General features: G+C 60.1%; 23 protein-coding genes. 10 read left to right on the forward strand and 13 right to left on the reverse strand.

Annotated elements, in window-relative coordinates; translation table 11 throughout:
* Positions 1–4 precede the first annotated feature (4 nt).
* The 7 genes from ACN9MW_RS01975 to ACN9MW_RS02005 all read left to right on the forward strand — a co-directional run bounded on the left by ACN9MW_RS01975 (position 5) and on the right by ACN9MW_RS02005 (position 10,022).
* Positions 5–964, forward strand: a complete 960-nt coding sequence (locus ACN9MW_RS01975; RefSeq protein ID WP_426167062.1) for an NAD(P)H-dependent flavin oxidoreductase — start codon at positions 5–7, stop codon at positions 962–964.
* A 238-nt stretch (positions 965–1,202) separates the two neighbouring features.
* The gene (locus ACN9MW_RS01980) at positions 1,203–2,453 is read left to right on the forward strand and encodes an ABC transporter substrate-binding protein (RefSeq protein ID WP_426167064.1); all 1,251 of its coding nucleotides are present in this window, start codon (positions 1,203–1,205) and stop codon (positions 2,451–2,453) included.
* A 90-nt stretch (positions 2,454–2,543) separates the two neighbouring features.
* Positions 2,544–5,147 carry a TonB-dependent receptor gene (locus ACN9MW_RS01985; RefSeq protein WP_426167066.1) on the forward strand — a complete coding sequence of 868 codons (2,604 nt, stop codon included), beginning with the start codon at positions 2,544–2,546 and terminating at the stop codon, positions 5,145–5,147.
* Positions 5,148–5,209: 62 nt separating this feature from the next.
* Positions 5,210–6,550, forward strand: coding sequence for a sugar MFS transporter (locus tag ACN9MW_RS01990; protein ID WP_426167068.1), 1,341 nt, complete (start codon positions 5,210–5,212; stop codon positions 6,548–6,550).
* A gap of 32 nt (positions 6,551–6,582) precedes the next feature.
* On the forward strand, positions 6,583–7,911 hold the full coding sequence (locus ACN9MW_RS01995; RefSeq protein WP_426167070.1) for an ABC transporter substrate-binding protein: 1,329 nt from the start codon (positions 6,583–6,585) through the stop codon (positions 7,909–7,911).
* Positions 7,883–8,596: a response regulator gene (locus ACN9MW_RS02000; RefSeq protein WP_426167072.1), complete on the forward strand. Its 714-nt coding sequence runs from the start codon at positions 7,883–7,885 to the stop codon at positions 8,594–8,596. The genes ACN9MW_RS01995 and ACN9MW_RS02000 overlap by 29 nt, the downstream gene beginning before the upstream one ends.
* Entirely contained in the window at positions 8,589–10,022 is a 1,434-nt protein-coding gene (locus tag ACN9MW_RS02005; RefSeq protein WP_426167074.1) for an ATP-binding protein, read from the forward strand. Before ACN9MW_RS02000 ends, ACN9MW_RS02005 begins: the two co-directional genes overlap by 8 nt.
* 2 nt (positions 10,023–10,024) lie before the next feature.
* Here ACN9MW_RS02005 and ACN9MW_RS02010 read toward each other — a convergent pair whose 3' ends face one another.
* The 9 genes from ACN9MW_RS02010 to ACN9MW_RS02050 all read right to left on the reverse strand — a co-directional run bounded on the left by ACN9MW_RS02010 (position 10,025) and on the right by ACN9MW_RS02050 (position 19,227).
* Positions 10,025–10,606, reverse strand: coding sequence for a hypoxanthine-guanine phosphoribosyltransferase (locus ACN9MW_RS02010; protein ID WP_426167076.1), 582 nt, complete (start codon positions 10,604–10,606; stop codon positions 10,025–10,027).
* 95 nt (positions 10,607–10,701) lie between these two features.
* Complete coding sequence (locus ACN9MW_RS02015; protein ID WP_426172095.1) at positions 10,702–11,958, reverse strand: phenylacetate--CoA ligase family protein; 1,257 nt, start codon at positions 11,956–11,958, stop codon at positions 10,702–10,704.
* Positions 11,958–12,311 (reverse strand): MmcQ/YjbR family DNA-binding protein, encoded by a 354-nt coding sequence (locus tag ACN9MW_RS02020; protein ID WP_426167078.1) that lies wholly within the window; start codon positions 12,309–12,311, stop codon positions 11,958–11,960. The genes ACN9MW_RS02015 and ACN9MW_RS02020 overlap by 1 nt, the downstream gene beginning before the upstream one ends.
* Positions 12,312–12,371: 60 nt before the next feature.
* Positions 12,372–13,172 (reverse strand): ABC transporter ATP-binding protein, encoded by an 801-nt coding sequence (locus tag ACN9MW_RS02025; RefSeq protein ID WP_028103337.1) that lies wholly within the window; start codon positions 13,170–13,172, stop codon positions 12,372–12,374.
* A gap of 7 nt (positions 13,173–13,179) precedes the next feature.
* Complete coding sequence (locus ACN9MW_RS02030) at positions 13,180–14,484, reverse strand: ABC transporter substrate-binding protein (RefSeq protein WP_426167080.1); 1,305 nt, start codon at positions 14,482–14,484, stop codon at positions 13,180–13,182.
* Between the two features lie 28 nt (positions 14,485–14,512).
* A complete protein-coding gene (locus ACN9MW_RS02035) occupies positions 14,513–15,571 on the reverse strand; it encodes a branched-chain amino acid ABC transporter permease (protein ID WP_426167082.1) in 1,059 nt (352 codons plus the stop codon).
* A gap of 3 nt (positions 15,572–15,574) precedes the next feature.
* Positions 15,575–16,471, reverse strand: a complete 897-nt coding sequence (locus ACN9MW_RS02040) for a branched-chain amino acid ABC transporter permease (RefSeq protein ID WP_426172097.1) — start codon at positions 16,469–16,471, stop codon at positions 15,575–15,577.
* Positions 16,472–16,477: 6 nt separating this feature from the next.
* On the reverse strand, positions 16,478–17,290 hold the full coding sequence (locus tag ACN9MW_RS02045) for an ABC transporter ATP-binding protein (protein ID WP_426167084.1): 813 nt from the start codon (positions 17,288–17,290) through the stop codon (positions 16,478–16,480).
* Positions 17,291–17,304: 14 nt separating this feature from the next.
* On the reverse strand, positions 17,305–19,227 hold the full coding sequence (locus tag ACN9MW_RS02050; RefSeq protein ID WP_426167086.1) for an AMP-dependent synthetase/ligase: 1,923 nt from the start codon (positions 19,225–19,227) through the stop codon (positions 17,305–17,307).
* 135 nt (positions 19,228–19,362) lie between these two features.
* Between ACN9MW_RS02050 and ACN9MW_RS02055 the strand changes: the two genes are divergently transcribed.
* The 3 genes from ACN9MW_RS02055 (at position 19,363) to ACN9MW_RS02065 (ending at position 22,002) form a co-directional block, all read left to right on the forward strand.
* Positions 19,363–20,046: a Crp/Fnr family transcriptional regulator gene (locus tag ACN9MW_RS02055; protein ID WP_426167088.1), complete on the forward strand. Its 684-nt coding sequence runs from the start codon at positions 19,363–19,365 to the stop codon at positions 20,044–20,046.
* A 72-nt stretch (positions 20,047–20,118) separates the two neighbouring features.
* On the forward strand, positions 20,119–21,117 hold the full coding sequence (locus ACN9MW_RS02060; RefSeq protein WP_426167090.1) for a cyanophycinase: 999 nt from the start codon (positions 20,119–20,121) through the stop codon (positions 21,115–21,117).
* Positions 21,118–21,195: 78 nt separating this feature from the next.
* On the forward strand, positions 21,196–22,002 hold the full coding sequence (locus tag ACN9MW_RS02065; protein WP_426167092.1) for a beta/gamma crystallin-related protein: 807 nt from the start codon (positions 21,196–21,198) through the stop codon (positions 22,000–22,002).
* 29 nt (positions 22,003–22,031) lie between these two features.
* On the opposite strand, the gene ACN9MW_RS02070 is transcribed toward ACN9MW_RS02065, so the two are convergent.
* Genes ACN9MW_RS02070 through ACN9MW_RS02085 form a run of 4 tightly spaced genes read right to left on the reverse strand, consistent with a single transcriptional unit; the run spans position 22,032 to position 25,589 of the window.
* Positions 22,032–22,295, reverse strand: coding sequence for a PAAR domain-containing protein (locus ACN9MW_RS02070; protein ID WP_426167094.1), 264 nt, complete (start codon positions 22,293–22,295; stop codon positions 22,032–22,034).
* A 2-nt stretch (positions 22,296–22,297) separates the two neighbouring features.
* Positions 22,298–23,629, reverse strand: a complete 1,332-nt coding sequence (locus ACN9MW_RS02075; protein ID WP_426167096.1) for a hypothetical protein — start codon at positions 23,627–23,629, stop codon at positions 22,298–22,300.
* 41 nt (positions 23,630–23,670) lie between these two features.
* Entirely contained in the window at positions 23,671–24,591 is a 921-nt protein-coding gene (locus tag ACN9MW_RS02080; RefSeq protein ID WP_426167098.1) for a DUF6708 domain-containing protein, read from the reverse strand.
* Positions 24,592–24,620: 29 nt separating this feature from the next.
* Positions 24,621–25,589: a DUF6708 domain-containing protein gene (locus tag ACN9MW_RS02085; protein ID WP_426167100.1), complete on the reverse strand. Its 969-nt coding sequence runs from the start codon at positions 25,587–25,589 to the stop codon at positions 24,621–24,623.
* Between the last annotated feature and the right edge of the window lie 26 nt (positions 25,590–25,615).

Genomic DNA, 25,615 nt, shown 5'->3' on the forward strand with positions numbered 1-25,615 from the left:
CGCCATGACACTACCAGCCGCATTGCAGCACCTGGCCCTGCCAGTCATCGCTTCCCCCATGTTCATCGCCAGTGGCCCTGCGCTGGTGGCAGCCCAGTGCAAGGCGGGTATCGTCGGCTCCTTCCCTGCACTGAATGCGCGGCCGAAGGAATTGCTTGATACCTGGCTGACGGACCTGCAAAAGGAACTGGCCGACTACCAGGCCGCCAACCCCGGCGTGCGCGTGGGCCCGATCGCGGTCAACCAGATCGTCCACCATTCCAACGAACGCCTGGAGCACGATGTGGAAGTATGCGTGCGCCACAAGGTGCCGATCATCATTTCCTCGCTGCGCGCGCCGCCTGTGGAAATGTTGGATGCTATCCACAGCTACGGCGGCATCGTGCTGCATGACGTGATCAATATCCGCCACGCGCAGAAGGCCTTGGAGGCGGGTGTGGATGGCCTGATCCTGGTCGCCAGCGGCGCGGGCGGCCATGCCGGGACGCTGTCGCCGTTTGCGCTGGTGGGCGAAGTGCGGCGCTTCTTCGACGGTCCGTTGGCGCTGTCCGGATCGATCGCGACCGGCGACGCGGTGCTGGCCGCGCAGGCGATGGGGGCGGACTTCGCCTACGTCGGTTCGCGTTTCCTGGCCACGCAGGAGTCGAACGTTACCGAGGACTATCGCGAAGCCATTATCGAATCGTCGGCGGCGGACGTGGTTTACACCAACCTGTTCACAGGCGTGCATGGCAACTACCTGAAAAAGTCCATCGTTGCGGCGGGGCTTGATCCGGAAAACCTGCCGGAATCGGACAAGTCGAAAATGAGCTTCAACAGCGGCACAGCCAAGGCATGGCGCGATATCTGGGGCGCTGGCCAGGGTGTCGGCTTGATGCACGATGTGCCGACTACCGCCGAACTGGTGGAGCGAATGACGGCAGAATACAACGCTGCGCGCGCTCGCCTGCAACTCCGCACGTAATAAATGCGCGCGTTTCGTAATGTTTTGTAAGCGCCCATGACAAGGCGTGAACGCAATCACCGGGCTGCGGCCGCTGTTCTGTAAAGTTTTGTAAGCACTGCCGCAGTTCTTCTACAAAATCCTCATAAAAATCAATGGTTTGTGGATGGCGTCCGTACGCGAGGGCGTCGCTGGTGTCACATTTTTCACGGTGTTAGCATGAATTTACTGATCGACAACACCCCGTGGAGAAGCCGCCGTGCCAACCAGCCGTATCCTGCGAGCCGCACTAGTCCTGGCGCTGATTTGCACCAGCGCCGCACGCGCCGGCACCCTGGTACTGGAGAGCTGGCGGGTTGACGACAAGGCCCTGTGGGAAACCGTGCTGCTTCCCGCGTTCGAACGCAAGCACCCGGGTACTTCGGTAAAGTTCTCGCCCACCGCTCCCACCGAGTACGACACCAGCCTGGCCGCCCGCTTAGGCAACGGCACCGCAGGCGATATGCTGGCCTGCCGTCCCTTCGACACCTCGTTGCTGCTGTATCGCCGTGGCTATCTGGAAAAGCTGAACGGCAAGGCAGGGATGGAGAACTTCGCATCTGGTTCGCTGGTCGCCTGGCAGACGGACGATGGCAAGGATACTTTCTGTATGCCGGTCGCCTCCGTGATCCACGGCTTCCTGTACAACAAGAAGATCTTCAGGAAGCTGGGCCTGCAGCCGCCCGCGACGGAAGCGGAATTCTTCAACGTGCTGGATGCCGTTCGCAAGAGCCAGTACGCGCCGCTGGCGCTGGGCACAGCCGACGAATGGTTGTCCAGCCAGACCGTGTTCACCAATATCGGCCCGAATTACTGGGGCGGCGAGCAAGGCAGGCGTGCGCTGATCGCTGGCAAGGCCAAATTCACCGACGCGCCCTTCGTTGCGGCCTTCGAGTTCGAGGCGCGCCTGGCAGCCTACATGCCCAAATCGGCGCCGGTGCAGACTTACCGCGATGCCCAACTGCTGTTCGCCCAGGGCGGCGCCGCAATATATCCGGCCGGCTCGTGGGACATCTCCTATTTCAACCAGTTTCCCGACCTTGAGCTGGGCGTATTCGCGCCACCGGTGCAGCAGGCGGGCGACCGCTGCCAGATTTCCGACCACATGGACATCGGCATCGGCATCAATCGCAAGTCGCGCAACAAGGCTGACGCCTACAAGTTCCTGGCCTGGCTCGGCTCCCAGGAATTTGCGGACCTGTACACCAACCGCGTGATCGGCTTTTTCACGCTATCGAATCACCTGATCGCAGTCCGCGACCCGCTGGCCAAGCAGATGGCCGCCTGGCGCACGACATGCGATTCGAACTTCCGCCTGAACGCGCTGATCATGAACCGCGGCTTGCCGAATATGGAAAGCGAGCTTTGGTCGGTAAACGCGCAGGTCCTGAACGGAAAGCTGGGCGCGCGCGAAGCGGCGGCGCGCATCCAGAACGGTTTTGCGAAGTGGTATCTGCCACAGCAGGAATGATCACACTCCCCCAAGCAGTGTGTTGGCCCCGGCATGGGGAGTATGCCGGGGAATTTTTTGCAGCGCTTTAGAGACGATAAGGAAAAAGAAATGAACGGAGCACCGCTAGGAAGGAAGAAACTACCGCAGTTGATCGCGCTGATGTTCGGCACGCTGGCACTGCATAACGTGCAGGCACAGTCTGCGGAGGGCACCGACACCCTGCAGTCTGTGGAAGTTCGCGGCATTCGCGAAACGCTGAAGCGCAACCTGGCCGAGAAGCGCGATGCGCTGAATGTGGTGGATTCCGTCACTGCGGAGGACCTGGGCAAGTTCCCGGACAAGAACGTGGCCGATTCCCTGCAGCGCATCCCTGGCATTTCGGTCGACCGCACCTGGGGTGAAGGCCGCGACATCTTTGTGCGCGGTACCGACAAGAACCTGAACATGACGCAACTGAACGGCCAATCGGTCGCTTCCGCCTACTGGTGGAAAAACGATGCGCAAAGCCGCGGTTTCAACTACGACATCCTGCCGTCCGAACTGGTGGGTAGCCTCGATGTCTTCAAGAGCCCTTCGGCCGACCTTGATGAAGGCAGCATTGGCGGTTTGGTGATCGTCCGCACGCGCAAACCGTTGCAATTCAAGAAGCCCTTCACCGCGCAAGCCTCGGCGGAAGCGACCTACAGTGAGCTGCCGAAGAAAACCGACCCGCAGTTTTCCGGCTTGATGAACTGGGTTAACGAAGCCAAGACCTTCGGCGTGCTGGTTGCCCTGAGCCGCCAGGAGCGCACGATGCGCCGCGACGGCCTGGAAAACTTCACCGACGCGACCAAGTACAACATCGTCGACCAGAATGGCGTGGTTACCCCGAACGCATACGCCTCCTGGGGCGGCGGCACGCCGATCTTCCGCCAGGATCGCGAGCGCACCACCGGCAATATCACCCTGCAACTGCGCCCGACCCCGCAATCCGACATATCGCTGAATTACCTTAATTCCGATATGAAGATGGATAACAGCAACCAGAACTACCTGTGGCAGATCGGCGGCCTGGCTGACGCGAACAACAATATCCGTGTGGATAACCCGCGTTTTATCAACAACTCGGACGGCGGCAAGTCCGTGGTGGGAGGCACCGTGGGCCCGGTGAATGGCGTGTCGTTCGAGCCGATCTACCGCGAAGCCTATGTGAAGTCCAAGGTTCTGGACCTGGAAGGCAGCTACGACGGAGACAACTGGAGGCTCCATGCGCAGGCCGGCACGACTTCCGGTTCCGGCGGCAGCAAGCATGACCGCAACTTCTGGTTCACCGGGAACACCCGCGCTACGATCAATATCGCGCCGGACACCTACGAGGTGAAATACCTCGACATGAGCCCACTCGACCCCACCAAGCTGACGCTGCAGAGCGCGCGCGACTGGATTCGCCGCATGGAGAGCAAGGAGAACTACGGCCAGGCCGACCTGACCTTCGACCTGGAAAATCCCTACATCAAGTCGGTGAAGGTAGGCCTGAAGTACCGCGACAACAAGGTGCAGAACCGCCGCACCATCGGTACCGTCGGCCCGGGCAGCGTGGGCTGGATTCCTTACACCCTGGCCGACCTCTCCACCGGCGCGTCGCCGATGATCAGCCAGGAGGCCGCAACGGCGGGCTCACTGACCCAGTTCGCCTGGGTGGACGATGCCCTGGCCGCAAGCGAAGGCTTCGCCATGTACGACAAAGGCATGGTCTACAAGGAGGCGAAGGGCGAGTACTACCGTATCCAGGAGAAGATTTCGGCCGCATACGTGCGCGCCGACTACGCCTTCGATAAATGGCGCGGCGACTTCGGCGTGCGACTGGTGCGCACGAAACAGACCTCGGATGCCTACCAGGACCTGGACGGCACCGGCAACTATGTGCTGGGCAGCGTAGGCCGCAGCTACACTGACGCACTGCCGAACATCAACGTGGTGTACGACTTCCGCAAGGACCTGCTGCTACGCGCCGCCGCTTCGCGCGTGATGGCCCGCAACACCTTCAGCGACCTGAGTGCCAGCACGGAGGTCAGTGGCACCACCAATGCCGCCACCGCAGGCAATCCGCTGCTCAAGCCTTACCACGCCAACCAATTCGAGATTGGCGCGGAGTGGTATTTCGCCGATGCGTCGCTGCTGTCGGCAACCGCCTTCGCCAAGCAACTCGATACCTTCATTTACACCTCGACGGCGATGGAGAACGTGGCAGGCGTGCAGCGTCCGGTAACCCGTCCGCACAATGCCGACAATGGCGCAAAGGTCAACGGCCTGGAGATCCAGTGGCAGCAAGCGTTTGGCAGCAGCGGCTTCGGCACTGTGGTCAACTTCACCTACACCGACGCCAAGACCGGCGCGGTGGCGGGCGGACGCAAGCTGAATGTCATCGGCAATTCGAAGAACCAGATGAATGCCAGCGTGTTCTACGAGAAGAACAGCTACAGCGTGCGCCTGTCGTACAACTACCGCTCCAAGTCCTACGGTGGCCTGGACCAGGGCGGCCAGGACGTGACCAGCGCCTACGGCCAATGGGATGCCACCGCCAACTGGGATATCACCCCCCAGTTGAGCATCTTTGCCAGTGCCGTCAATATCGGCAATGAGCTGATCCGCACCAACACCACCGACGGTTTGCCGGTCGGTGTGTACGAAAACGGCGCGCGCTATAGCGTCGGCCTGCGCGGCAAGTTCTGATCTGCCGCAACGCCCCCTCCTGCCCGGGAGGGGGCTTCTTCATCTTCGTCCTTCGGATTCACATGCACAAAGAACAGACCCTCGAGATGGCCGGCGCACAAGCCGTCCCAGGCGCAGGCAGCGTGGCGGTAGCCATGACTTTCATTGGCCTGATGTTTTTCATCCTTGGCTGCGCGACATGGCTGAACGGATCGCTGATCCCCTTCCTCAAGATCGCCTGCGACCTTAACAACTTCCAGTCGTTATGGGTCACGTTTGCGTTCTACATTGCCTACACCTTAATGGCGCTACCTTCTGCCGCGGTGTTGCGCCGTACTGGCTACCGCGCCGGCATGTCGATCGGCCTCGCGGTCATGGCCTTCGGCGCGGTGTTGTTCATCCCGGCCGCGCGCGCGGCCTCTTATCCGCTGTTTCTGCTGGCACTGTTTACCCTGGCCAGCGGCATGACACTGATGCAGACGGCGATCAACCCTTACATCGTCTGTATCGGCGCACGCGAGAGTGCTGCGACCCGCATCAGCATCATGGGCCTGTTCAACAAGACGGCGGGCGTGCTGGTGCCGCTGGCATTCAGCGGAATGATGCTGTCCGACTTCGGCAGCTACTCGGACGCGACGCTGGCCGCTATGAGCGCGCCGGATGCGGCGCTGCTGCGCAGCCAGCTCGCGCAACGGCTGGTGCTGCCGTATGGCTTGATGGCTGTGGGTCTGCTGGCGATGGCTGTTATCGTGCGCCTTGCGCCACTGCGTGAAATTCCTGGACAGCAGGCCAGTGGCGATGAAGGCACTTCCCGCTGGGGCGTGCTGCAGTTCCCGCAACTGGTTCTGGGTGCGCTGGCGCTGTTCGTCTATGTCGGTGTGGAAGTGATCGCGGGCGATACCATTGGCCTGTACGGGCATAGCCTGCATGTGGAGAAATTCGGCATTCTCACTTCCTACACCATGGGCTTCATGGTGGCCGGCTATATCGTCGGCATTGTGGCGATTCCCCGCTGGCTATCGCAGAAACAGGCGCTTTTGCTGTCCGCGGTGAGCGGGATCGCGTTTTCCTTCGGCGTTATCCAGGGTTCGGCCACTGGCAGCGGCTTGTCGCAAGCCTTGTTGGGCGTATTCGGTGTGCCGGCGGTACCGGACACGGTGATGTTCCTCGCCATGCTGGGCTTCGCCAACGCGCTGGTATGGCCGGCAATCTGGCCGCTGGCGCTGGAAGGCCTGGGGCGCTATACCGCCAGCGGCTCGGCCCTGCTGATCATGGGGATCGCGGGCGGCGCTCTGTTGCCGATGCTGTATGGGCACCTTTCCGACGTCTCAGGTTCGCAGGCTGCATACTGGCTGCTGCTGCCATGCTACGCCCTGATCCTGTTCTATGCCGTAAAAGGACACAAAATGACTTCATGGAGATAGAATTGCCGGATCGTTATCTGCTGGAGTAGTAGGTGCACAAGTCCCACCGGCGTTTGCAGATCGCGCGCCTGGCGCGCCTGCTATCACTTCCCTTGATGCTGATGTCATTGGCCGCCGAGGCGGCGGCGCCTTCCTTGCAGGTGCTGCATTGGTGGACTTCAGCCGGGGAGCGCCACGCCGCCAATGTATTGGCGGCGCGCCTGGGGGATGAAGGCGTCGCCTGGCAGGATGCGGCAATTCCCGGCGGCGCGGGCCTTGGGGCAGGCAAGGTCCTGCGCAGCAGGGTCCTGGCTGGCAATGCACCGGATGCGACGCAGATCATCGGCGTCTCGATCGGCGAGTGGGCGGAACTGGGCCTGCTGCTTGAGCTGGATAGCGTCGCCAACTCCGGCAACTGGAACAAGGCGCTTTTCCCCACTGTGCGCGAGCTGGTTCGTCATCGCGGCCATGTAGTCGCGGCGCCGCTCGGCATTCATCGCATCAATACACTTTTCTACAATCGCAGGCTGTTCGAGCGCCTCAACTTGGCGCCGCCAACGACCTGGCCTGAACTCGAGAAGGCGGTGCACCGGCTGCGTGCCGCCGGCATTGCTCCGCTGGTGCAGAGCAGCGAGCCGTGGCAGGTGGCGACCCTGTTCGAAAACCTGTTGCTATTGACCGGCGGTCCTGAGTATTACCGCGAACTGTTCGTGCGCCAAAGTCCGCAGGCGGCCGTCGACCCGCGTCTGGCGCAGTCTTTGCAGCGACTGCGCAGCATGAAGAGCTGGATGCTCAGTCCGGCCGAAGAGCAGCCGTGGACCGAGGCTGTCAAGCGTTTCTCGCGTGGCGAGGCAGCAATGTTCGTGACGGGTGACTGGGCCAAGGCCGAACTGACTGAGCTGGGCCAGGAGATCGACACCGATTTTTCCTGCATCCCGCTGCCCGGCACGGACAACTATCACCTCTACAGCGTGGACACGCTGGCCATGTTCGTCAACGATTACACCCATCAAGCGGCGCAGGAAAAGCTGGCGAAGGCCGTGATGTCGCCGCTCGCACAACAGCAATACAGCGCTGCCAAGGGTTCGGTGCCGGTACGGCGCGACGCCAACCCGGCTGCGATGGACAGCTGCGCGCGCGCGTCGTGGCGCAGTTTCGCGCGAGGCACGGCTGCACAGGCGCCAAGCCTGGTGCACCGCATGGCGGCCGACGAGGAAAGCCGCGACGCCATCATCGCCGAGGTACATCGCTTCTACATGGATGATGCCGTGGCGCCGGCGGAAACGCAGCGCCGTCTGGCCGGTCTCCTGCGGACTTTGAATTTCCGCTCCCACAAACAGCAAGGAAGCCAACATGCCACGCAAGATACTGATCGTCGATGACGACCAAAAAACCCGGCTGCTGCTCAAGACCTACCTGGAGAAAAACCAGTATGAGGTGATCCTTGCCCACAACGGCGAGAGCTTCCTGGCCGAACTGCATGCACACGCCGAGCAATTGTCGCTGGTGATCCTCGATGTGATGCTGCCCGATACCGATGGCTTCGCGCTGTGCCGCATCGTGCGCCAGCGGTCCAACCTGCCGATCATCATGCTGACCGCCAGTTCCGACGAAACCGACCGCGTGGTAGGACTCGAGCTCGGAGCCGACGATTACATCGCCAAGCCATACAGCCCGCGCGAGCTGCTGGCGCGCATCAAGGCGATCCTGCGCAGGGCTGGCGCCGACCCGGCGCCTACCGTGCGTGCATACCACTTCAACGGCTTTACGCTGGACCTGGCGGAACGCACGGTGGTCGATAGCCAAGGCGTGCCGCTGGCGCTGACGGGACTCGACTTCCAGCTCCTCAAGTATTTCGTAGAACACCCCGGCACGGTGCTGGACCGCAGCGTGCTGTGCGAGGAAACGCGCGGGCGAGATGCCGGGCCGCTCGATCGTTCGCTGGACGTGCAGATCAGCCGCCTGCGCCTGCGCCTCAACGACGATGGCAAGCAACCGATGCTGATCAAGACGGTGCGCGGCGCAGGCTACGTGTTTTCCGCCACGGTGGCCGTAACCCATGCGTAGGCTGTGGCCGCAGTCGCTGCTGGCGCGGCTGTCGCTGGTGATGGTGGCAGGCTTGTTGTTGACGCAAGTGGCAGTGAGCTCGCTGTGGACCATGCAGCTGCGCGACAAGACGCGAGCGGACGTGAAATCGGCCGCGCAATACCTGGGGCAGGGCGCGGCCAGCTCAATCCGCTTTTTCCGCAGCTTGCCGCCAAGCTACCGCAACCTGCTGATCCAGCAATTCCGCGAAATGGGCGGCACGCGCTTCTACGTCGCACTGAACCGCGACGAGGTCGAGGTGCAGCCCATCGCGCCGAATGCGTTGGCGCAGGCGGCGCTCAGCACGCTGGAAACCACGCTGCGCAAGGACCTGGCCGGGGAAAACCCCCTGCGGCTCGACTTCGCCTGGCCCGAGCAGTTGACCGTGTCGCCCGACGGCGTGCGCGTCGGCGAGCTGCCGGAAGCGTGGGTGCGCCACATCCTGCTGCTCAAGCCCGATCCCGCGCCAATCCTGGTCATCCAGACGGAGCTTGAGCCGGGCAACTGGCTGTACCTCGCCACGTTGATGCCCAATCCCTATTTCCTGAACAATAATGATCCCCTGTCCTTGGACAAGCTGGTAGTGCAGGGCGTGTCGCTCGCGGTGCTGCTGCTGCTGTCCTTCCTTGTCGTTCGCTCGATCACGCGCCCGCTGGCTGCGCTGTCCGATGCAGCCGAAGCATTCGGCAAGGACGAACATGCCCCAGCCCTGCCGGAATCCGGCAGCCGGGAATTCGTCAACACAGCGCGCGCTTTTGGCGCCATGCGCGAGCGCATTGCCAAATACATCAGGGACCGCGAACGCCTGTTCATCTCCATCTCGCACGACTTGCGCACGCCGATCACGCGCTTGAAGCTGCGCGCCGAGCTGCTCGACGACGATGCCCTGCGCAACGAATTCGAAGAAGACCTGGATGAACTGGACATGATGGTCAAAGGCGCGCTGCAATGCGTAAAAGACAGCGATATCCACGAAAACCCGACCGAAGTGAAGCTGGACCCCCTGATCCGCCGCCTGGTGCGCAGCGCGCAACTTGCCGGTCACGATGTGGCGTACGACGAGAGCGGCATCGTCGTGCGCGGCAAGCCGCTGGCGCTCAAACGCGCGATTGGCAACTTGCTCGATAACGCCTTGTTTTACGGCGAGCGCGCGCAAATCAGCGTGCGTTCATTGGAAAGCTGGACGGAAATTGCGGTGCGCGACCACGGTCCCGGCGTGCCGGAAGAAGCGATACCCAGCTTGCTGGAGCCTTATGTGCGCCTGTCCCACGGCCGCGAACGCAATGATACGGGCATGGGACTGGGCCTCGGCATCGCCAAGGGAATAGTGGATGGCCATGGCGGCCAGCTAGTGCTGGCCAATCACCCGGACGGCGGCCTGAATGCGGTCATCCGGCTGCCGGCCTGAATTCAGCCTTTGCTCAGGTCTGCCGGATTGAGCGCCCACAGCCCCGGCAAGTTGCGCCAGTAGCCATAGGCATCCATGCCGAAGCCGACCACGAAGCGGTTCGGGATCGTGATGCCGATCAGGTCGGCCTTCACCGGCTTGGACTTGCCGATATCCTTGTCGCAGAAGACGGCGATGATGACTTCCTTGGCGCCCATTCCCAGCAAGCGTTCCTTGACGTGCGCCAGGGTCTCGCCTTCGTCAAGGATATCGTCCAGCACGATCACCGTGCGGCCGGAGACGGTCGGGCGAGGGACCACTTTCCACACCACTTTGCCGCCCTGGTCCTCGTCGCCGTAACGGCTGACGTGGATGTAGTCGAATTCGAGCGGAAAAGTCAGCTGCGGCAGGATGTTGCCGGTGAAGACAACAGCACCGCCCATCACCCCCAGTACCAGGGGAAACTCCTGCTTGGACGGATCGCCGAAACGGTCGTTCAGCGAGTCAGCCATGCGGCTGACTGCCGCCTGAACCGATTCCTTGTCGAAGAGTTCTTCGGCGTTCTTGAGGAGGGCGCGTGCGCGGTCGTGGTGAAAGTCTTGCATGATGTTTCTGAGGCAGGTCAAGAATGGCTCAATTATCCCGCCATTCCGCCGCCTGCCCTAGGAACAGTTGGATTTACGCCACACGCTGCGGCATCTCAACTGTAATCTCGCACATCGTCGATGATCTTGCCGTCATTCGGCAAACTGCCGCGCGGCGCGAAGCGTACTTCGCCGCGCAGTTTGGTGATGTCGCGGATCGTGGCGACGATGTCGCTGGCCTGGGCCTCCAGCGCGGGATCGTCGGTCTCGCAATGCAGCGTCATGACTTCGTCGGCGATCTTTCCCGAAACGACCAGGCGTGCCTTTCCCATGCCGGGATGGCGGCGTGCGATCTCGTGCACTTGCGACGGGTGGACAAACATGGCGCGCACCTTGGTCGTCTGGTCGGCGCGGCCCAGCCAGCCTTTGATGCGGGTGTTGGTACGGCCGCAAGGCGATGGTGCGCTATCCACCAGCACGGCCGACAAGTCGCCGGTGGCGAAGCGGATCAGCGGGTAGTCGGGGTTGAACAAGGTGACGACCACCTCGCCTACTTCACCCGGCGCTACCGGCTCGCCGGAGCCCGGACGGACGATTTCCAGCAGCACATCCTCGTCCAGCACCATGCCAGGATTGAGCTTGCCGTTGCTGCGCGTTTCGTAAGCGATGCTGCCGATGTCGGCGGAGGCATAGGTGGAAATCACCTCGGGCACGCCATGTTCGGCGAACCACTGGCGCAGCGATTCAGGCAGTGCTTCCGCGCCCATCATCGCGCGCTTCACGCTGCTGATGTCGGCGCCCATTTCGGCGGCCTTCTCGATGATGATCTTCAGGAAGGAGGGGGTGCCGATATAGGTATCCGGCTGCAGTTCCGCCATGGCCTGGACCTGCAACTCAGTCTGGCCCGCGCCGGCGGGGATCACCGTGCAGCCGATGCGCGCGGCGCCGCCTTCCACCATGAAGGCGGCGGGGGTGAAATGATAGGAGAAGCAATTCTGCACCAGGCAGCCGGGACGCACGCCGGTGGCGAACATGGGACGCGAGAAGCGCCACCAGTCGATCGAGCGGCCTTCGGGATCGAAGATGGGGCCGGGGGACATGAAGATGCGTCCCAGCTTGCCGGCCGGGGTGCTGTTCAGGCCCCCGAAGGGGCGTTCCTGCGCCTGCAGCCCCTTGAGGTCGGACTTGCGCGTCACAGGCAGTTGCGCCAGCGCTTCGCGGCTGTTGATGCGCGACGCATCGACGCCGGAAAGGATGCGCGCCCAGCCAGGCGCCGACTGTGCTTGCGCTACCAGCAGCGGCAGGCGCTCCATCAAATCGCGTTCGCGCTCGGCGTGCGGGCGCGTCTCGAGGCTGTCCAGGGTTTCGGCCATCATGCCGCTCCTTCAATCTCGCGTTGCAGTTTCTTGGTCAATTTTGCGAATACCAGCTCGTGCGAGCGCTTGAGCAGCGCTTTCGCTTCCGCGTCCGGTAGCTTGGAAAGGTCCTGCACCATCACCCATTTGGCGCGCGCCAGGTATGGTGCAGGAATGATGCCTTCGCGGTCCGTCAGTTCCAGGAAGCGGTCTTCATCCACCTTGAAGCTGATTGCTTTCGCTTTGTCTTTTGCGTCCATTGCAGCAAACATCTTTTCGCCCACCGAGAACACCAGGTTGCATTCCCATTTGATGTCTTCGGTGGCGCCAGGCAGGGTGCGGCAGAACTCTTTTGCTTTGGTTATGTTCATTTTAGTCAGCGGTCGCCAGGTGCCAACACGCTACGCGTGTCAGCAGCTGGCACCCGTCAATTAGGCTAACCAGCGTTTGCGCCGGCGGTAAAATTTCATGTCGCGGAAGCTCTTGCGGCCGGCGCCGGACATGCCGAGGTAGAACTCCTTGACGTCTTCGTTGTTGGCCAGTTCGCTGGCCTCGCCTTCCATCACCACCCGGCCGTTCTCGAGGATGTAGCCAAAGTCGGCATAGCGCAGGGCCACATTGGTGTTCTGCTCCGCCAGCAGGAAGGACACATTCTCTTTCGCGTTCAGGTCTTTCACGATGCCGAAGATCTCTTCCACGATCTGCGGCGCGATGCCCATCGACGGTTCGTCCAGCAAAATCATGGAAGGCTTGGCCATCAGCGCGCGGCCAATGGCGCACATCTGCTGCTCGCCGCCGGAGGTATAGCCGGCCTGGCTGTTGCGGCGTTCGCGCAGGCGCGGGAAGTAGTGGTAGACCTTTTCCAGCGACTCCTTCATTTCGCCGCGCGATGCGCTGCGCGTATAAGCTCCCGTCAGCAAATTCTCCTCGATGGTCAGGTGGCCGAAGCAATGACGGCCTTCCATCACCTGCGACAGTCCGCGCTTGACCAGCTCATTGGGCGTGAGCTGGTCGATGCGTTCACCCTTGAATTGCACCTCGCCCTTGGTCACGTCGCCGCGCTCGCCGCGAAGCAGGGTCGAGATGGTCTTCAGCGTGGTGGACTTGCCGGCGCCGTTGGCGCCCAGCAGGGCAACGATCTTGCCCTGCGGGACCTGCAGCGACACGCCTTTCAGCACCAGGATCACGTGGTCGTAAATGACCTCGATGTTATTTACCGACAGGTAGCTCATAAGCCTCTCACTTCATGCAGGCAGGCGTGATTTTCTTTTCAGCGGCGTACTTGCCGGACGATTCGTCCACCAGTTTTCGCAGCAGGACTTTGTCGCCCACCACCCAGTTCGGCGTCACAGCCTTCCAGGCTTTTCCGTCCCATTGCTGGACCTTCACAGCACCCGAGCCCTCGTGGTCATCGCAGGAAGTCTTCACAGTCGGGAACATATTGAAGACGCCCAACGCCTTCTGGCGGGCTTCGTCGATGTTCAGGTTTTCGAAGCCCCAGCGCAGTTGTTCGCCAGTGACCGCCTTGCCCTTGCCGAACTTCTCCTGGGCCGCACGCATCGCTTCCACATACATCACGCCGGCCGTCAGGCCGCGCATGTGGTAAACCGAACCGATGCGGCCCTGGTCGGCCAGGTTGCCCTTGCCGCTGGCATAGACTTTCTTGCGCAGTTCATCCAGCAGAGGGTAGTTGCCGGGGGTGTTGAAGGTCATAGAGGTATAGCCCTTCGCCGCATCGCCCGATGGCACAGTATCTTCTTCAGAGCCGGCCCACCACACGCCCAGCATCTTCTCGCGCGGGAAACCGTTGCGTTGTGCGGTCTTGATGGCAACGGAATTCATCACACCCCAGCCCCACAGGATCACGTAATCCGGCTTGGCCTGGCGGATCTGCAGCCATTGCGACTGCTGCTCACTGCCTGGCGGCGCGACCGGAATCTTGATCAGTTCAAAGCCGTATTGTGCGGACATCGCTTCCAGCACCGGCAACGGTTCCTTGCCGAAGGCTGAGTCATGGTACAGGTGGACGATTTTCTTGCCTTTCAGCTTGTCCATGCCGCCGCTCTTGTCGCCCAGGTACTTCACCATGGCGGCAGCCTGGCTCCAGTAGTTGGAGATCAATGGGAAGACATACGGGAAGACCTTGCCGTTGGCCGCATCGGAGCGGCCATAGCCCAGGGTCGTCATCGGGATCTTGTCCTGCGGGATACGGTCCAGGATGCCGTAGGCAATGCCGGTGGATAGCGGTTCCACGACGGTGGCGCCGCCATTCTTGGTTTTCAGGCGCTCATAGCATTCCACCCCGCGCGAGGGGTTGTATTCGGTCTCGCATTCCTCCCAGCTGATTTTCACGCCGTTGACGCCGCCGTTGGCATTGACCAGGTTGAAGTAGTCGATGATGCCGCCATAAAAGCCGGAGCCGCCTGCCGCATAAGGACCGACGCGGTAGGAGGGCAGGGCGACGAATTGCTCGGCTGGTTGCGCCCATGCGCTGCTGGCGACGATGCTGCTTGCTACGGCAATGCCAAGTACGAACGATTTCATGTGTTGTCTCCAGTTTTATAGTTGCCGCTCAGTGCGGGAAAGGCCACAGGCGGAGTTTCTCTTTACCGATTTGCCACAAACGCGCCAGACCGTGGGGTTCCACGATCAGGAAGAAAATGATCAGGGCGCCGAACACCATCAATTCCAGGTTCGATGCCACGGTAGTAGGCAGCGCCAGGCCGTGCGCCACGATGTTCAGGACCACCGGAAGCAGCACGATGAAGGCGGCTCCGAGGAATGAGCCGAGCACGGAGCCGACGCCGCCGATGATGATCATGAACAGGATGCGGAAGGACAGGTCCAGGTTGTAGGCTTCCGGCTCCACGGTGCCGAGGTAGGCATAGGCGTATAACGCGCCGGCCACGCCGCAGTAGAACGAGCTGACCGCGAACGCCAGCAGCTTGGTGCGCATCAGGCGGATGCCGATCACTTCCGCCGCCATGTCCATGTCGCGCACTGCCATCCAGGAGCGGCCGACATTGGAGCGGATCATGTTCTTGGCCAGCAGGGCCATCACCGCCACCACGCCAAGCACCAGCACATACACGCGCGCTGCGGAATCGAAGCGGTAGCCGAGGATTTCCATGCTCTGTGCCGTGATCACGCCGGACGAGCTGTAGTTGGTGAGCCAGCCGATCTTGGTCAGGCACCACACCACGAAGAACTGCGTTGCCAGCGTCGAAGCGGCCAGGTAGAAGCCGCGGATGCGCAGCGACGGCAGGCCGAAGGCGATGCCGACCATGGCGGCGCACAGGCCACCCAGTACGAAGGCCAGCAGCAGCGGTATGCCGGGAATGCGCAGCATGAAATTGTATGCCGCAAACGCCCCTACCGCCATGAAGGCCGCAGTGCCCAGCGACAGCTGGCCTGCATAGCCGGTCAGGATGTTCAGTCCCAGGGCCGCCAAGGCAAAGATCAGGAAGGGCGTGAAGATTGCCTTCAGCATGTAAGGCGATGCAACGAAAGGCAGCACCAGCAGCGCCACAGCCAGCGTGGCGAACAGCGCAATGCGGTCCTGGCGGATCGGCAGGATCTGGCCGTCCGCCTCGTAGCTGGTCTTGAATTGTCCTGCTTCGCGGTAGAACATCGCTCAAATCCTCCGGATGATTTTTTCGCCGAACAGCCCTTCCGGCCGCACCAGCAGGAACATCAGCGCCAACACATAAGGGAACCAGCCTTCGATACCGCCGCCGACGTGCGGGCCGATATAGACTTCGGCCAGTTTTTCAGATGCGCCGATAATCAGGCCGCCGACGATGGCGCCCGGCACCGAGGTAAAGCCGCCCAGGATCAGCACAGGCAGCGCTTTAAGTGCAATGAAGGTCAGCGCGAACTGAACGCCGTTGCGCGCGCCCCACAGCAAGCCGGCCACCAGGGCGACCATGCCGGCAACTGCCCACAGGATGCCCCAGATACGTTGCAGCGGAATACCGACCGCCTGCGCGGCCTGGTGGTCGTCGGCCACGGCGCGCAGCGCGCGCCCGACCTTTGTCTTGGCAAACATGACGGCCAGCACGGCCACCATCACGCCGCAAATTGCGGCTGCGGTCAGGTCGAACTTGGAAACGATGATATTGAACTTCTCCATCAGGAACTCGCTCGGTACGTCCTCAATCGGGATGTCCAGCTTATGCACCTGCGAGCCCCAGATGAGCTGGGCCAGTCCTTCGATGAAGAAGGCCAGGCCGATGGTGGCCATGAACAGCGCTATCTCCGGCTGGTTGACCAGCGGCCGCAGCACCACGCGCTCGATCGCCAGGCCGAGGATGATCATGGCAACGATCGTGGCGGGAATCGCCAGCCACAGCGAAAAACCGAACTTGTCCATGAAGCCGACGCAAGTCAGCGCGGCGAAGAACACCATCGCTCCCTGGGCGAAATTGAACACGCCAGAGGCTTTGTAGATCAGCACGAAGCCGATGGCTACCAGGGCATACATCACGCCCGACAGCAGGCCGCCGATCAGCACTTCGGCAAAGAAGTTGATATCCATTTAGTGGGCCACTCCGAGGTAAGCATCGATCACATCCTGGTTGGTGCGGACTTCATCCGGTGTGCCGTCGCCGATCTTCTTGCCGTAGTCCAGCACCACCACGCGGTCCGAGATATCCATCACCACGCCCATATCGTGTTCGATCAGCACGATGGTGGTGCCGAACTGCTCGTTCACGTCGAGGATGAAGCGGCACATGTCCTGCTTTTCTTCCACGTTCATGCCGGCCATCGGCTCGTCCAGGAGCAGGATCTGCGGTTCGGCGGCCAGTGCACGGCCAAGCTCAACGCGCTTTTGCAGCCCGTATGGCAGACGTCCGACCGGCGTCTTGCGGATATGCTGGATCTCGAGGAAGTCGATCACCTCCTCGCATTTGCGGCGATGCTCAATCTCCTCGCGGCGCGCCGGCCCCCAATACAGGGCTTGCAGCAGGAAGTTCGACTTCATCTTCAGGTTGCGGCCGGTCATGATGTTGTCCAGCACCGTCATGCCCTTGAACAGCGCAATGTTCTGGAAGGTGCGCGCGATGCCCGACTTGGCGGCCGCGTAGCAATCCATATTCTTGCGATGCTGGCCGCGGTAGATGATTTCGCCCTGCTGCGGACGGTACACGCCGTTGATCACGTTCAGCATCGAGCTTTTGCCTGCGCCGTTGGGGCCGATGATGGCGCGGATTTCATGCTCGCGCACATCAAAGGAGATATTGGTCAGCGCCTTCACCCCGCCGAACGACAGCGAGATATTGCGCAGGTCCAGGATCACGTCGCCGATCTTGCGGCCAGCCGTGATGGCTTCCGGTTCGTTCATTTGCATGGTGGCTTCCCCGCTTATGCTGCCTTGAGGTCCATGATCCGAAGGTCGGCTGCCACCATGCCGGTGCGCCCGTCTTCGAATTTGACCTGGGTTTCGATGTATTGCGAAGCTTTGCCGCCGTACAGTGCTTCGATCAGCACCGCATATTTCTCGGCGATGAACTTGCGGCGCACTTTGCGGGTACGAGTCAATTCATCATCGTCAGGGTCGAGCTCCTTGTGCAGCACCAGGAATCGGTGGACCTGGGTATCCGCCATCAATGCCTCCTGTGCCAGATCGGCATTGACCTTTTCCACGCACTCCTTGACCAGCGCGTAAGTCTGTTCATGGGCGGCCAGGTCGGTATAGCCCGAGTAAGCGATGCCGCGTCGCTCGGCCCAGTTGCCAACAGCCTCCATGTCGATGTTGATGAAGGCGGTGACCTTGTCGCGTTCATGGCCGAAAGCCACGGCTTCCTTGATGAAGGGGAAGAACTTCAGTTTGTTCTCAATGTAGTTGGGCGCAAAGATGGCGCCATTGTTCATCTTGCCCACGTCCGCTGCGCGGTCGATGATGCGCAAGTGGCCGTCGTTGTCGAAGATGCCGGCGTCGCCAGTGTGGAAATAGCCTTCGCCGTCGATGGCTTCGGCTGTCGCGTCAGGGCGCTTGTAATAGCAGTGCATCAAAGTCGGCGACTTGACCAGCACTTCGCCGTTCTGCGCCAGTTTCACTTCCACGCCCGGCGCCGGCTTGCCGACGGAATCGAACTTGATCTCGCCATCCGGCTGCAGGCAGATATAGGCGCAGGTCTCGGTGGAGCCGTAGAACTGCTTCAGGTTGACGCCAATTGAGCGATAGAAGCGGAACAGGTCCGGACCGATTGCAGCACCAGCCGTATAGGCGACACGGATGCGCGACATGCCCAGCACATTGCGCAGCGGCCCATACACCAGGGCATTGCCGATGGCATAGCTGATACGGTCGCCCAGTGGCACCTGTTTGCCGTCCAGGATGTCCGAGCCGACGCGGCGTGCGACGTCCATGAAGTGATGGAACATCTTGCGCTTGATGGTGCCCGCATCTTCCATGCGGATCATCACTTGCGTCAGCATGTTCTCGAAAATGCGCGGCGGCGCGAAGTAGTAGGATGGACCGATTTCGCGCAGGTCGGTAGTCACGGTGTCCGACGATTCGGGGCAGTTGACGGTAAAGCCGGCGGTCAGCGCCTGTGCGAACGAGAACAGGCAGTCGCCCACCCAGGCCATCGGCAGGTAGGACAACACGTTCTCTTCGTCGGTCAGCTTGTCGAAGCTTATGCCGCCAACGGCAGCAGATAGCAGGGCTTTGTGGGTCTGGCACACGCCCTTCGGCTTGCCCGTGGTGCCGGAGGTGTACAGGATGATGGCGTTATCGCTTTCCTTGCCTTCAGCGATCGACGCTTCATAAAAGCCGGGATGCGCCTTGTCGTACTCGCGCCCCAGTTCCTGCAGGCGGGCATAGGACATCAGCTGCTGGTGCGTGTAATTGCGCATGCCCCGTTCATCTTCGTAAGCAATGTGCTTGATGTTCGGGCACTGGTCACACAGGTCGAGCAGCTTGTCGACCTGCTCCTGGTCTTCCACGATGGCGTACGCGATTTCGGCGTTCTCCAGCACGAAGGACATGTCGGCCGCGGGCGCGTCCTGGTACATAGGCACCGGCACGCCGCCCAGGCACTGCGCCGCCAGCATCGACCAGTACAGGCGCGGCCTGTTGTCGCCGATGATGGCCAGGTTCATGCCGCGCTGGAACCCAATCGCGGCCAAGCCGCAAGCCAGCGCCCGCACTTCCGCATTCACTTGCTGCCAGTCCCAGGTCTGCCAGATGCCCAGGTCCTTTTCGCGGAACGCAGGCTTGTGCGGCCGCTCCTTGCCATGCTGAAGCAGCCTGCGAGGGAAGGTCGTCAGATTATCCTGCACGGTGTCTCCTTGGGTTTTTAGGTGCGCATTTTTAGTTGTGATGCGCTTTTTGTGTGATGATATTAGCGTGAGCTATGTCGCAAAGTTGTCATTTCAAAGACAATTCGACGACTTTTGATGGTGCGACGCAACAACATGAAAACAGAACCGAGCCTGATCGAAGCTATACGCAGTTCCACCTGGGCGCCCGTGCTCACAGAGGAGCAACTGGCGCGCGTAGAGGCTACCTGCTACGAGGAGTTCATTCCCAAAGGCGGCTTCGTTTGCCATAAAGGCGAGATTGTCGATAATTGGATCGGCATTATTTCGGGCATGGTGAAAATGAATAACTTCTCGCCAAACGGAAAAAGCGTCACATTTACTGGCGTGCCGCCTGGCGGCTGGTTTGGCGAAGGTTCATTACTCAAAGATGAACGCCGCCGATATGACGCCATGACGCTGCGTGACAGCCGCATCGCACGCATGCCGGCCGCCACCTTTCACTACCTGCTCGAGAATAGCCTACCCTTCACCCGGTTCCTCTTGATGCAGCTCAACGAACGTTTGGGTCAGTTCATCGGCATGGTGGAAAACGAACGCCTCCTGGACCCGGACACACGCGTTGCACGCTGCCTTGCGTCACTATTTAATTCCCACCTGTATCCCGGCATCGAGCGGCTGGTGCAGATTTCGCAGGAAGAAGTCGGGCTCCTGTCGGGCTCTTCGCGCCAACGCGCCAACCAAGCCTTGCAAGTGCTCGAAAAGCAGGGCTTGTTGCGCGTGGACTACGGCGGCATCCGCATCCTCGACCTGGAGGGATTGCGTCGCTTCGAGGCATGAATAATGTGCAGCATGCGCTTTCACTGATGAGTAGAATGAATTTTCATATTCATCACTTCAGTGGAGTTTGCCATGCGTTCCCTGCCTGCCCTCTTGCTGTTGGTATTGTCCCTGTGCGTCTCGGCTTCAGCGCAATCTGCAAAGCAATATGAGTTCTATGTGGTGGGCGATCCCACCAACGTGACAAGGCCTCAGCCAGCCCAGCCTTCGTTGGTATTGATGGGAGGGGGAACGGACGTGGACGACGCATTCCGTTGGATGATCCAGAAGTCAGGCGGCGGTAATTTCGTCGTCATCCGCGCTACGGGAACGGATGCCTATAACCCCTACATCTACGCTTTTGGTGGCGGCGTCACTTCGGTTGAAACGCTGATCATCCCTAACCGCGCGGCGGCAAATGATCCGTTTGTGCTGGAGCGCGTGCGTAATGCCGAAGCCTTGTGGATCGCCGGCGGCGACCAGGCCAATTACTGGGAGGACTGGAAGGGCACGCCGCTGCAGGCCGCCATCCAGGGGCTGGCCAACAAGAATGTCCCCATCGGCGGCACCAGTGCCGGCTTGGCTGTGATGAGCCAGTATGTGTTCAACGCCTTGAATGGCTCGATCACCTCGCCTCAGGCGCTATCCAATCCCTATGACAAATCGGTCTCGCTCGGACGTGACTTCCTGGCTTTGCCCGGCATGGGCAATATGATCTCCGACATGCACCTCGATTCGCGTGACCGCATGGGGCGCCTGGTGACCTTCATGGCGCGCATCGTGAACGATGGCTGGACGCCTATGACGCACGGCATTGGCGTCGATGTGGAAACTGCGCTGCTGGTGGAAAATGGAATCGCCACGCGCGTGGGCAATGGCTCAGCGTATTTCCTGAACACCGTCGGGATTCCCGAAGTCTGCAAACCCAAAACGCCGCTCACATACCGCAATGTCGGTGTGCAGCGCCTGTCCGGCAGCGGCAGCTTCAGCCTGGCGAATTGGGCCAGCTACGGCAACTCTACCTTGAACTACAACATCTCAGCCATCAAAGGCGTGTTGAGCTCAACCCAGCCGGGAGGTTCCGTTTACTAAGTAACGAGTGTTCCCGAACAGACCAGCCGATATTGCCGGGCGCATGCTGGGCGCACCTGATCTGTATCGGAGGACATCATGAAGTTTCCAATCAGAACTGCGCTGGCGACGCTAATCACCCTCGTCAGCGCGCACGCCTTGGCACAAATCACGCTTTATCCGCGCGAAGGCTGGCGCGGCCGCCCGATTAACGTCACACGTTCCATCAGCGATCTGCGCAGCGCAGGTTTCGATAACCGCGCCTCGTCGGTCGTGGTTGAGCGCGGCCGCTGGGAAGTGTGCCCGTTACCTAACTTCGAGGGCGAGTGCAGGATCTTGCGGCGCGGCAGCTATGAATCGCTGGAGGGTATGGGCCTTAACGACAATATCTCGTCGATCCGCGCCGTGCCCCCGCGCCGGCGTGTTGATGAAATGGCTTACGCACCAGAGCCGGTGGCCCAGCCAAATTATGAATACCGCATGCGACCGAGCGAGCGTGTGTATGAAGCCCCAATTACTTCTGCTCGCGCCGTGGTGGGCCCGCCCGAGCAACGCTGCTGGGTTGAGCGGCAGCAGGTTGAAGCCTCGGGCGGCAGCGGCACGGCAGGCGCCATCGCCGGCGCCCTGATTGGCGGCGTGCTGGGTCACCAGGTGGGCGGCGGCTCCGGCCGAGACATCGCCACGGTCGGCGGCGCGATTGCCGGTGCGGCGGTCGGCTCCAATGTTGGCCGCAACGCCGGCAACCAGTACGCCCAGAACGTTCAGCGCTGCGAAGCTATTCCCAGCCGCACGCCGCAATACTGGGACGTGACCTACGAGTTCCGCGGCACCGAACACCGCGCCCAGCTCTCGTCCGAACCTGGCCGCACCATCACGGTCAATCGGGATGGCGTGCCGCGCATGTAGGCCGGTGAGCGCCCGTCGGCCGGGATGCCTTACCCCCGCTCCAGGTTCGGCAACGAGGAAATCAGCTCGGCGCCACAACTGGTGACGTGGGATTCCAGGGCCACTGCGCGGCCTTCGATCACCCAGTCCGGGTCGCCCTCGGCGATGGTGCAGCCGCTGTGACCCGGACGTGGGCACGAAACAGTGTCGCCCACGCGCGCAACGGCAATGCCCATGATGGAGAAGTTTTCTGCCGCACTGGTGACCGAACCGCCATGGCTGGTGGAATCACCTAATCGAATGACACGTTTCATGGCTAGCTCAGGTGAGGCGTTGCAAATGCGATCGCGATGCCATTTGGCTCGGCAAACTCCGCGCACAAGACAGGGCCCTGCTTGCCTTGCGCCTGTACCAAAGCAACGGCCAGCAGGCCTATGGGGCTGGCCTGTCCAAGGTGCCCGACATGCCGGACCATATCAGTTGCCATCTCGATGGGTTTAAGGTCGATCTTTCGATGCATTAGTGCACCGGCAATCGAGGCCAGGCGGCCACCGGCATGCTTGGACTCGCCAGTATTGTGCACAAGCCATTCGCAGCGCGATTCGGCAGCCTGTCCGGGCGCACTTGCATGAAGTTGCGCCTGTTCGAGAAGCGACGTCAGCACTAGCTGGCCGCTTTTATCGTCGATCTTCCCGGTGGCGGCGCGGTAGATGCGCGCTACTGAACCCAGCGCGCGCAATTCATCTCGCAGCAGTTGCGGCAAACTCGCAAGCAAAGGCAAACCGCTGCCCGAATAATGACCACGGGACGGGTCATCATCGGTGCCCGCCGCATCAAGCATGGCCGGCAAATCGGCAGCGGTCACCAGCAGGGCGAACACGCCATGGCCAGGCTTTGTGACCGGCAGCGATAGCTGCGACATCGATGAATCAAACGCCAGCACCACCGCAGCCGGAAGCTCGGGAATGCTCTCGAATAGCCCAAGCACGCTATTCGAAGCGCTGCCCCGCGACGGCATGGCCATTACCAGCGGCGCATCAGCCTTCAACTTCACCGGCAGCTTCATGTCGAAGATGAGCCTCGCCGCGATCATGCGCACGTGTTCAATTGCATCCTTGGCCGCAATGTCGGCAGGTGCCACCAGATAGATGGGCAAGGCGGCTGCTGCGCCGCACTCGGCATAAATATAGCCAAGCGCTTCGGCGATACCGGCATCCAGTACGCGGCGAGTGTCTTGCGAAGCAAGTTCCTCACTCTTCTCGTCCGCCTTCATCATCGAGATTGCCACACTGCGGCTCTCGCTCAATTCCAGCATTTCGTGGATTGCCAGGTCGTTGATCGCCAACAAGCGGCAGTCACAATATTGGCGGCGCTGCTCGACTCGGGAATGCGCCGGATCCTGCACGGTTTGCATCGCAGCTTCCGTTTGGTTGTGCTGCGCCTCCGGAGCGCTTTGCTTGCGGTCACTTACGTACCAGCGACCAAACCACCATGCCAGGCACATGCCGATGGGGGGCAGAAAGTGCAGCGTCACCAATTTGTAATTGGCCCACTTGCTATAGTCAGGCCGGACTCCGAGCGCGAGGAAGGCGATCCAGCAAGCGAGAGCGCCCAGCAAAATCAAAAATCTAGATAACAGCCATCGCATTCGTCATTTCCTTTGTCATTTCGGTTCCGCATGAAAACGCGTCACACTTCCTCGTAGCCTGATTCGCGCACATAGGGATCGTGTTTCGTAATGATGCATTCCCGCTCTACCCAGTCAGGCCATCGTGGGATTTTGCTGGTGCGCATAGCGAATACGCGGGCAAAGCTGGCCAAGAAACAGATCGGAACGGTTAACCAGTCCTTTGGTAGTCGTGCATAGCCTTCTTGCCAGGTTTCGTAACGTTTCGCGATTGGCAAGCATTCCTTCAGCATTCTGTGGGGTTGCTTGGGGCCATCTTCCATATAGCGACGAAGGTACTCCCAGCAATTGCGCACTTCATTGATATCTTTCGACGCGTAACCAAGTCTGAAAATACCGGTTGCCGTCCGGTGCTTGCCCTTACCTTCCATCAGAAAGCAACTGATATGGAATGCCACGTTGGTATCCCATCGATACTCGCTAATGCAAAAAAACGCCTTATCCCACTGTGTAGTTAATACCGTCCCGTCCCTTTTCCAGATGTAGATCTTTCGATTTTTTCGATTGAGCCGGATCGGAAGATGGGTGTAGTTAAAGGACTCCTTCAACAATTCGTAGATGGAAACCATGAAGAGAAGCTGCACCAAGATTGGCAACAGCAAACCACTCCATCCTACGAAGTCAATAAAATGATGAAAGTGAGTAAGTGCATCAGTCTCGCCAGAATTGATAAGCAAACAAAGTATCAATATCACCAGTATAGTGAGCAGGTAACCGAGCGTTCCGAGCCCTCGCGAAAGGTACCTGGTATCCGTCACTTCGATAAAGGTGCTGTTAAACTGGATGACAAACGGGTCGTCATGCGACCAATTCTCGTCAAATCCTTCCAGCTTCTCCTTTATCTTCAGTTCGTTTTCATTCTTATCATTATTCGGTAGACCATTCCACTCGAATTTCTTTGACTGGCTATAGTCGCTATACATTCTTCATCTCGATCTGAGCGGAAAACAGATTACGCCGCTTGTGAGGTTTCTCGCGGTGCTTCGTACCCCGATTCGCGAACATACGGATCATCTTTGGCAATAGCGCATTCCTGCTCGACCCAGTCAGGCCAGCGTGGTATTTTGCTGGTACGCATGGCGAATACTCGGCCTAAGCTGGCGGGCAGATTGAATGGCGTGGCCATTATTTGCATAATGACGCTGCCATGCAGTAGAAGCGACAGGCGCATAAACCCTTCCCACCAGGTCTCTCGGCGTTTGGCTATCGGCAGACAAATCTTAAGCATTCGATATGGCTGGGCGGGCCCATCTTCCATGAAGCGGCGGAAATATTCCCAATGGAGCCGCAAGTCGGTTGCGTCACTTGAGGTGTAGCTGCTCAGAGTGAAAGAATCTTTTACGGTCTGACGATCTTCGGATAAGATATGGCCGACAATATCCCCCATCTGGACAGCGCCCTTACTGTAGCAACGCACATAAAAGAAGGTTTTATCCCAAGGCGCGCTGAATACCTCTCCATTTCTGCGCCAAATATAGATTTTTCGGTTCTTTCGATTAAGTCTTAAAGGAAAATGAGTGTAGCTGAATGATTCGCGAAAAAGTCCATACGCAGAAAAGGCGATAAACAGGAACACCATCAAGGCAGCAAAGAACAATGTGTTTCTCATCCCTTCCCTGTTGTATTCTTCAATAGCGTCCCACCGGCTAACTGTGTCAAACGTAATTGCTGCCAAAAACCAGGAAAGTCCTACAATAATCAGCAATGCCAGTGTTGTGAATACACCCCGGATAGGGTAGTCCCTATCTACTATTTCTGCGAAAGTACTATTTTGTTGAATGACTGACAGCTGATAAAGCGGCAAGTTCTCGTCAAATTCGGCAATTTTTTCACCTTTCTTCAGTTCGTTGAGTCTTTCTTCTGGTTTCAAAGGTCGATTGACCTTGAAGCCATTCGGTCTTAGAAATTCTGGTGAATACATTTTTTCTTCAAGGTAAACATGGCGAG

Source organism: Pseudoduganella sp. R-34, assembly GCF_049904655.1.
In the GTDB taxonomy this organism is placed as follows: Bacteria; Pseudomonadota; Gammaproteobacteria; order Burkholderiales; family Burkholderiaceae_D; genus Rugamonas.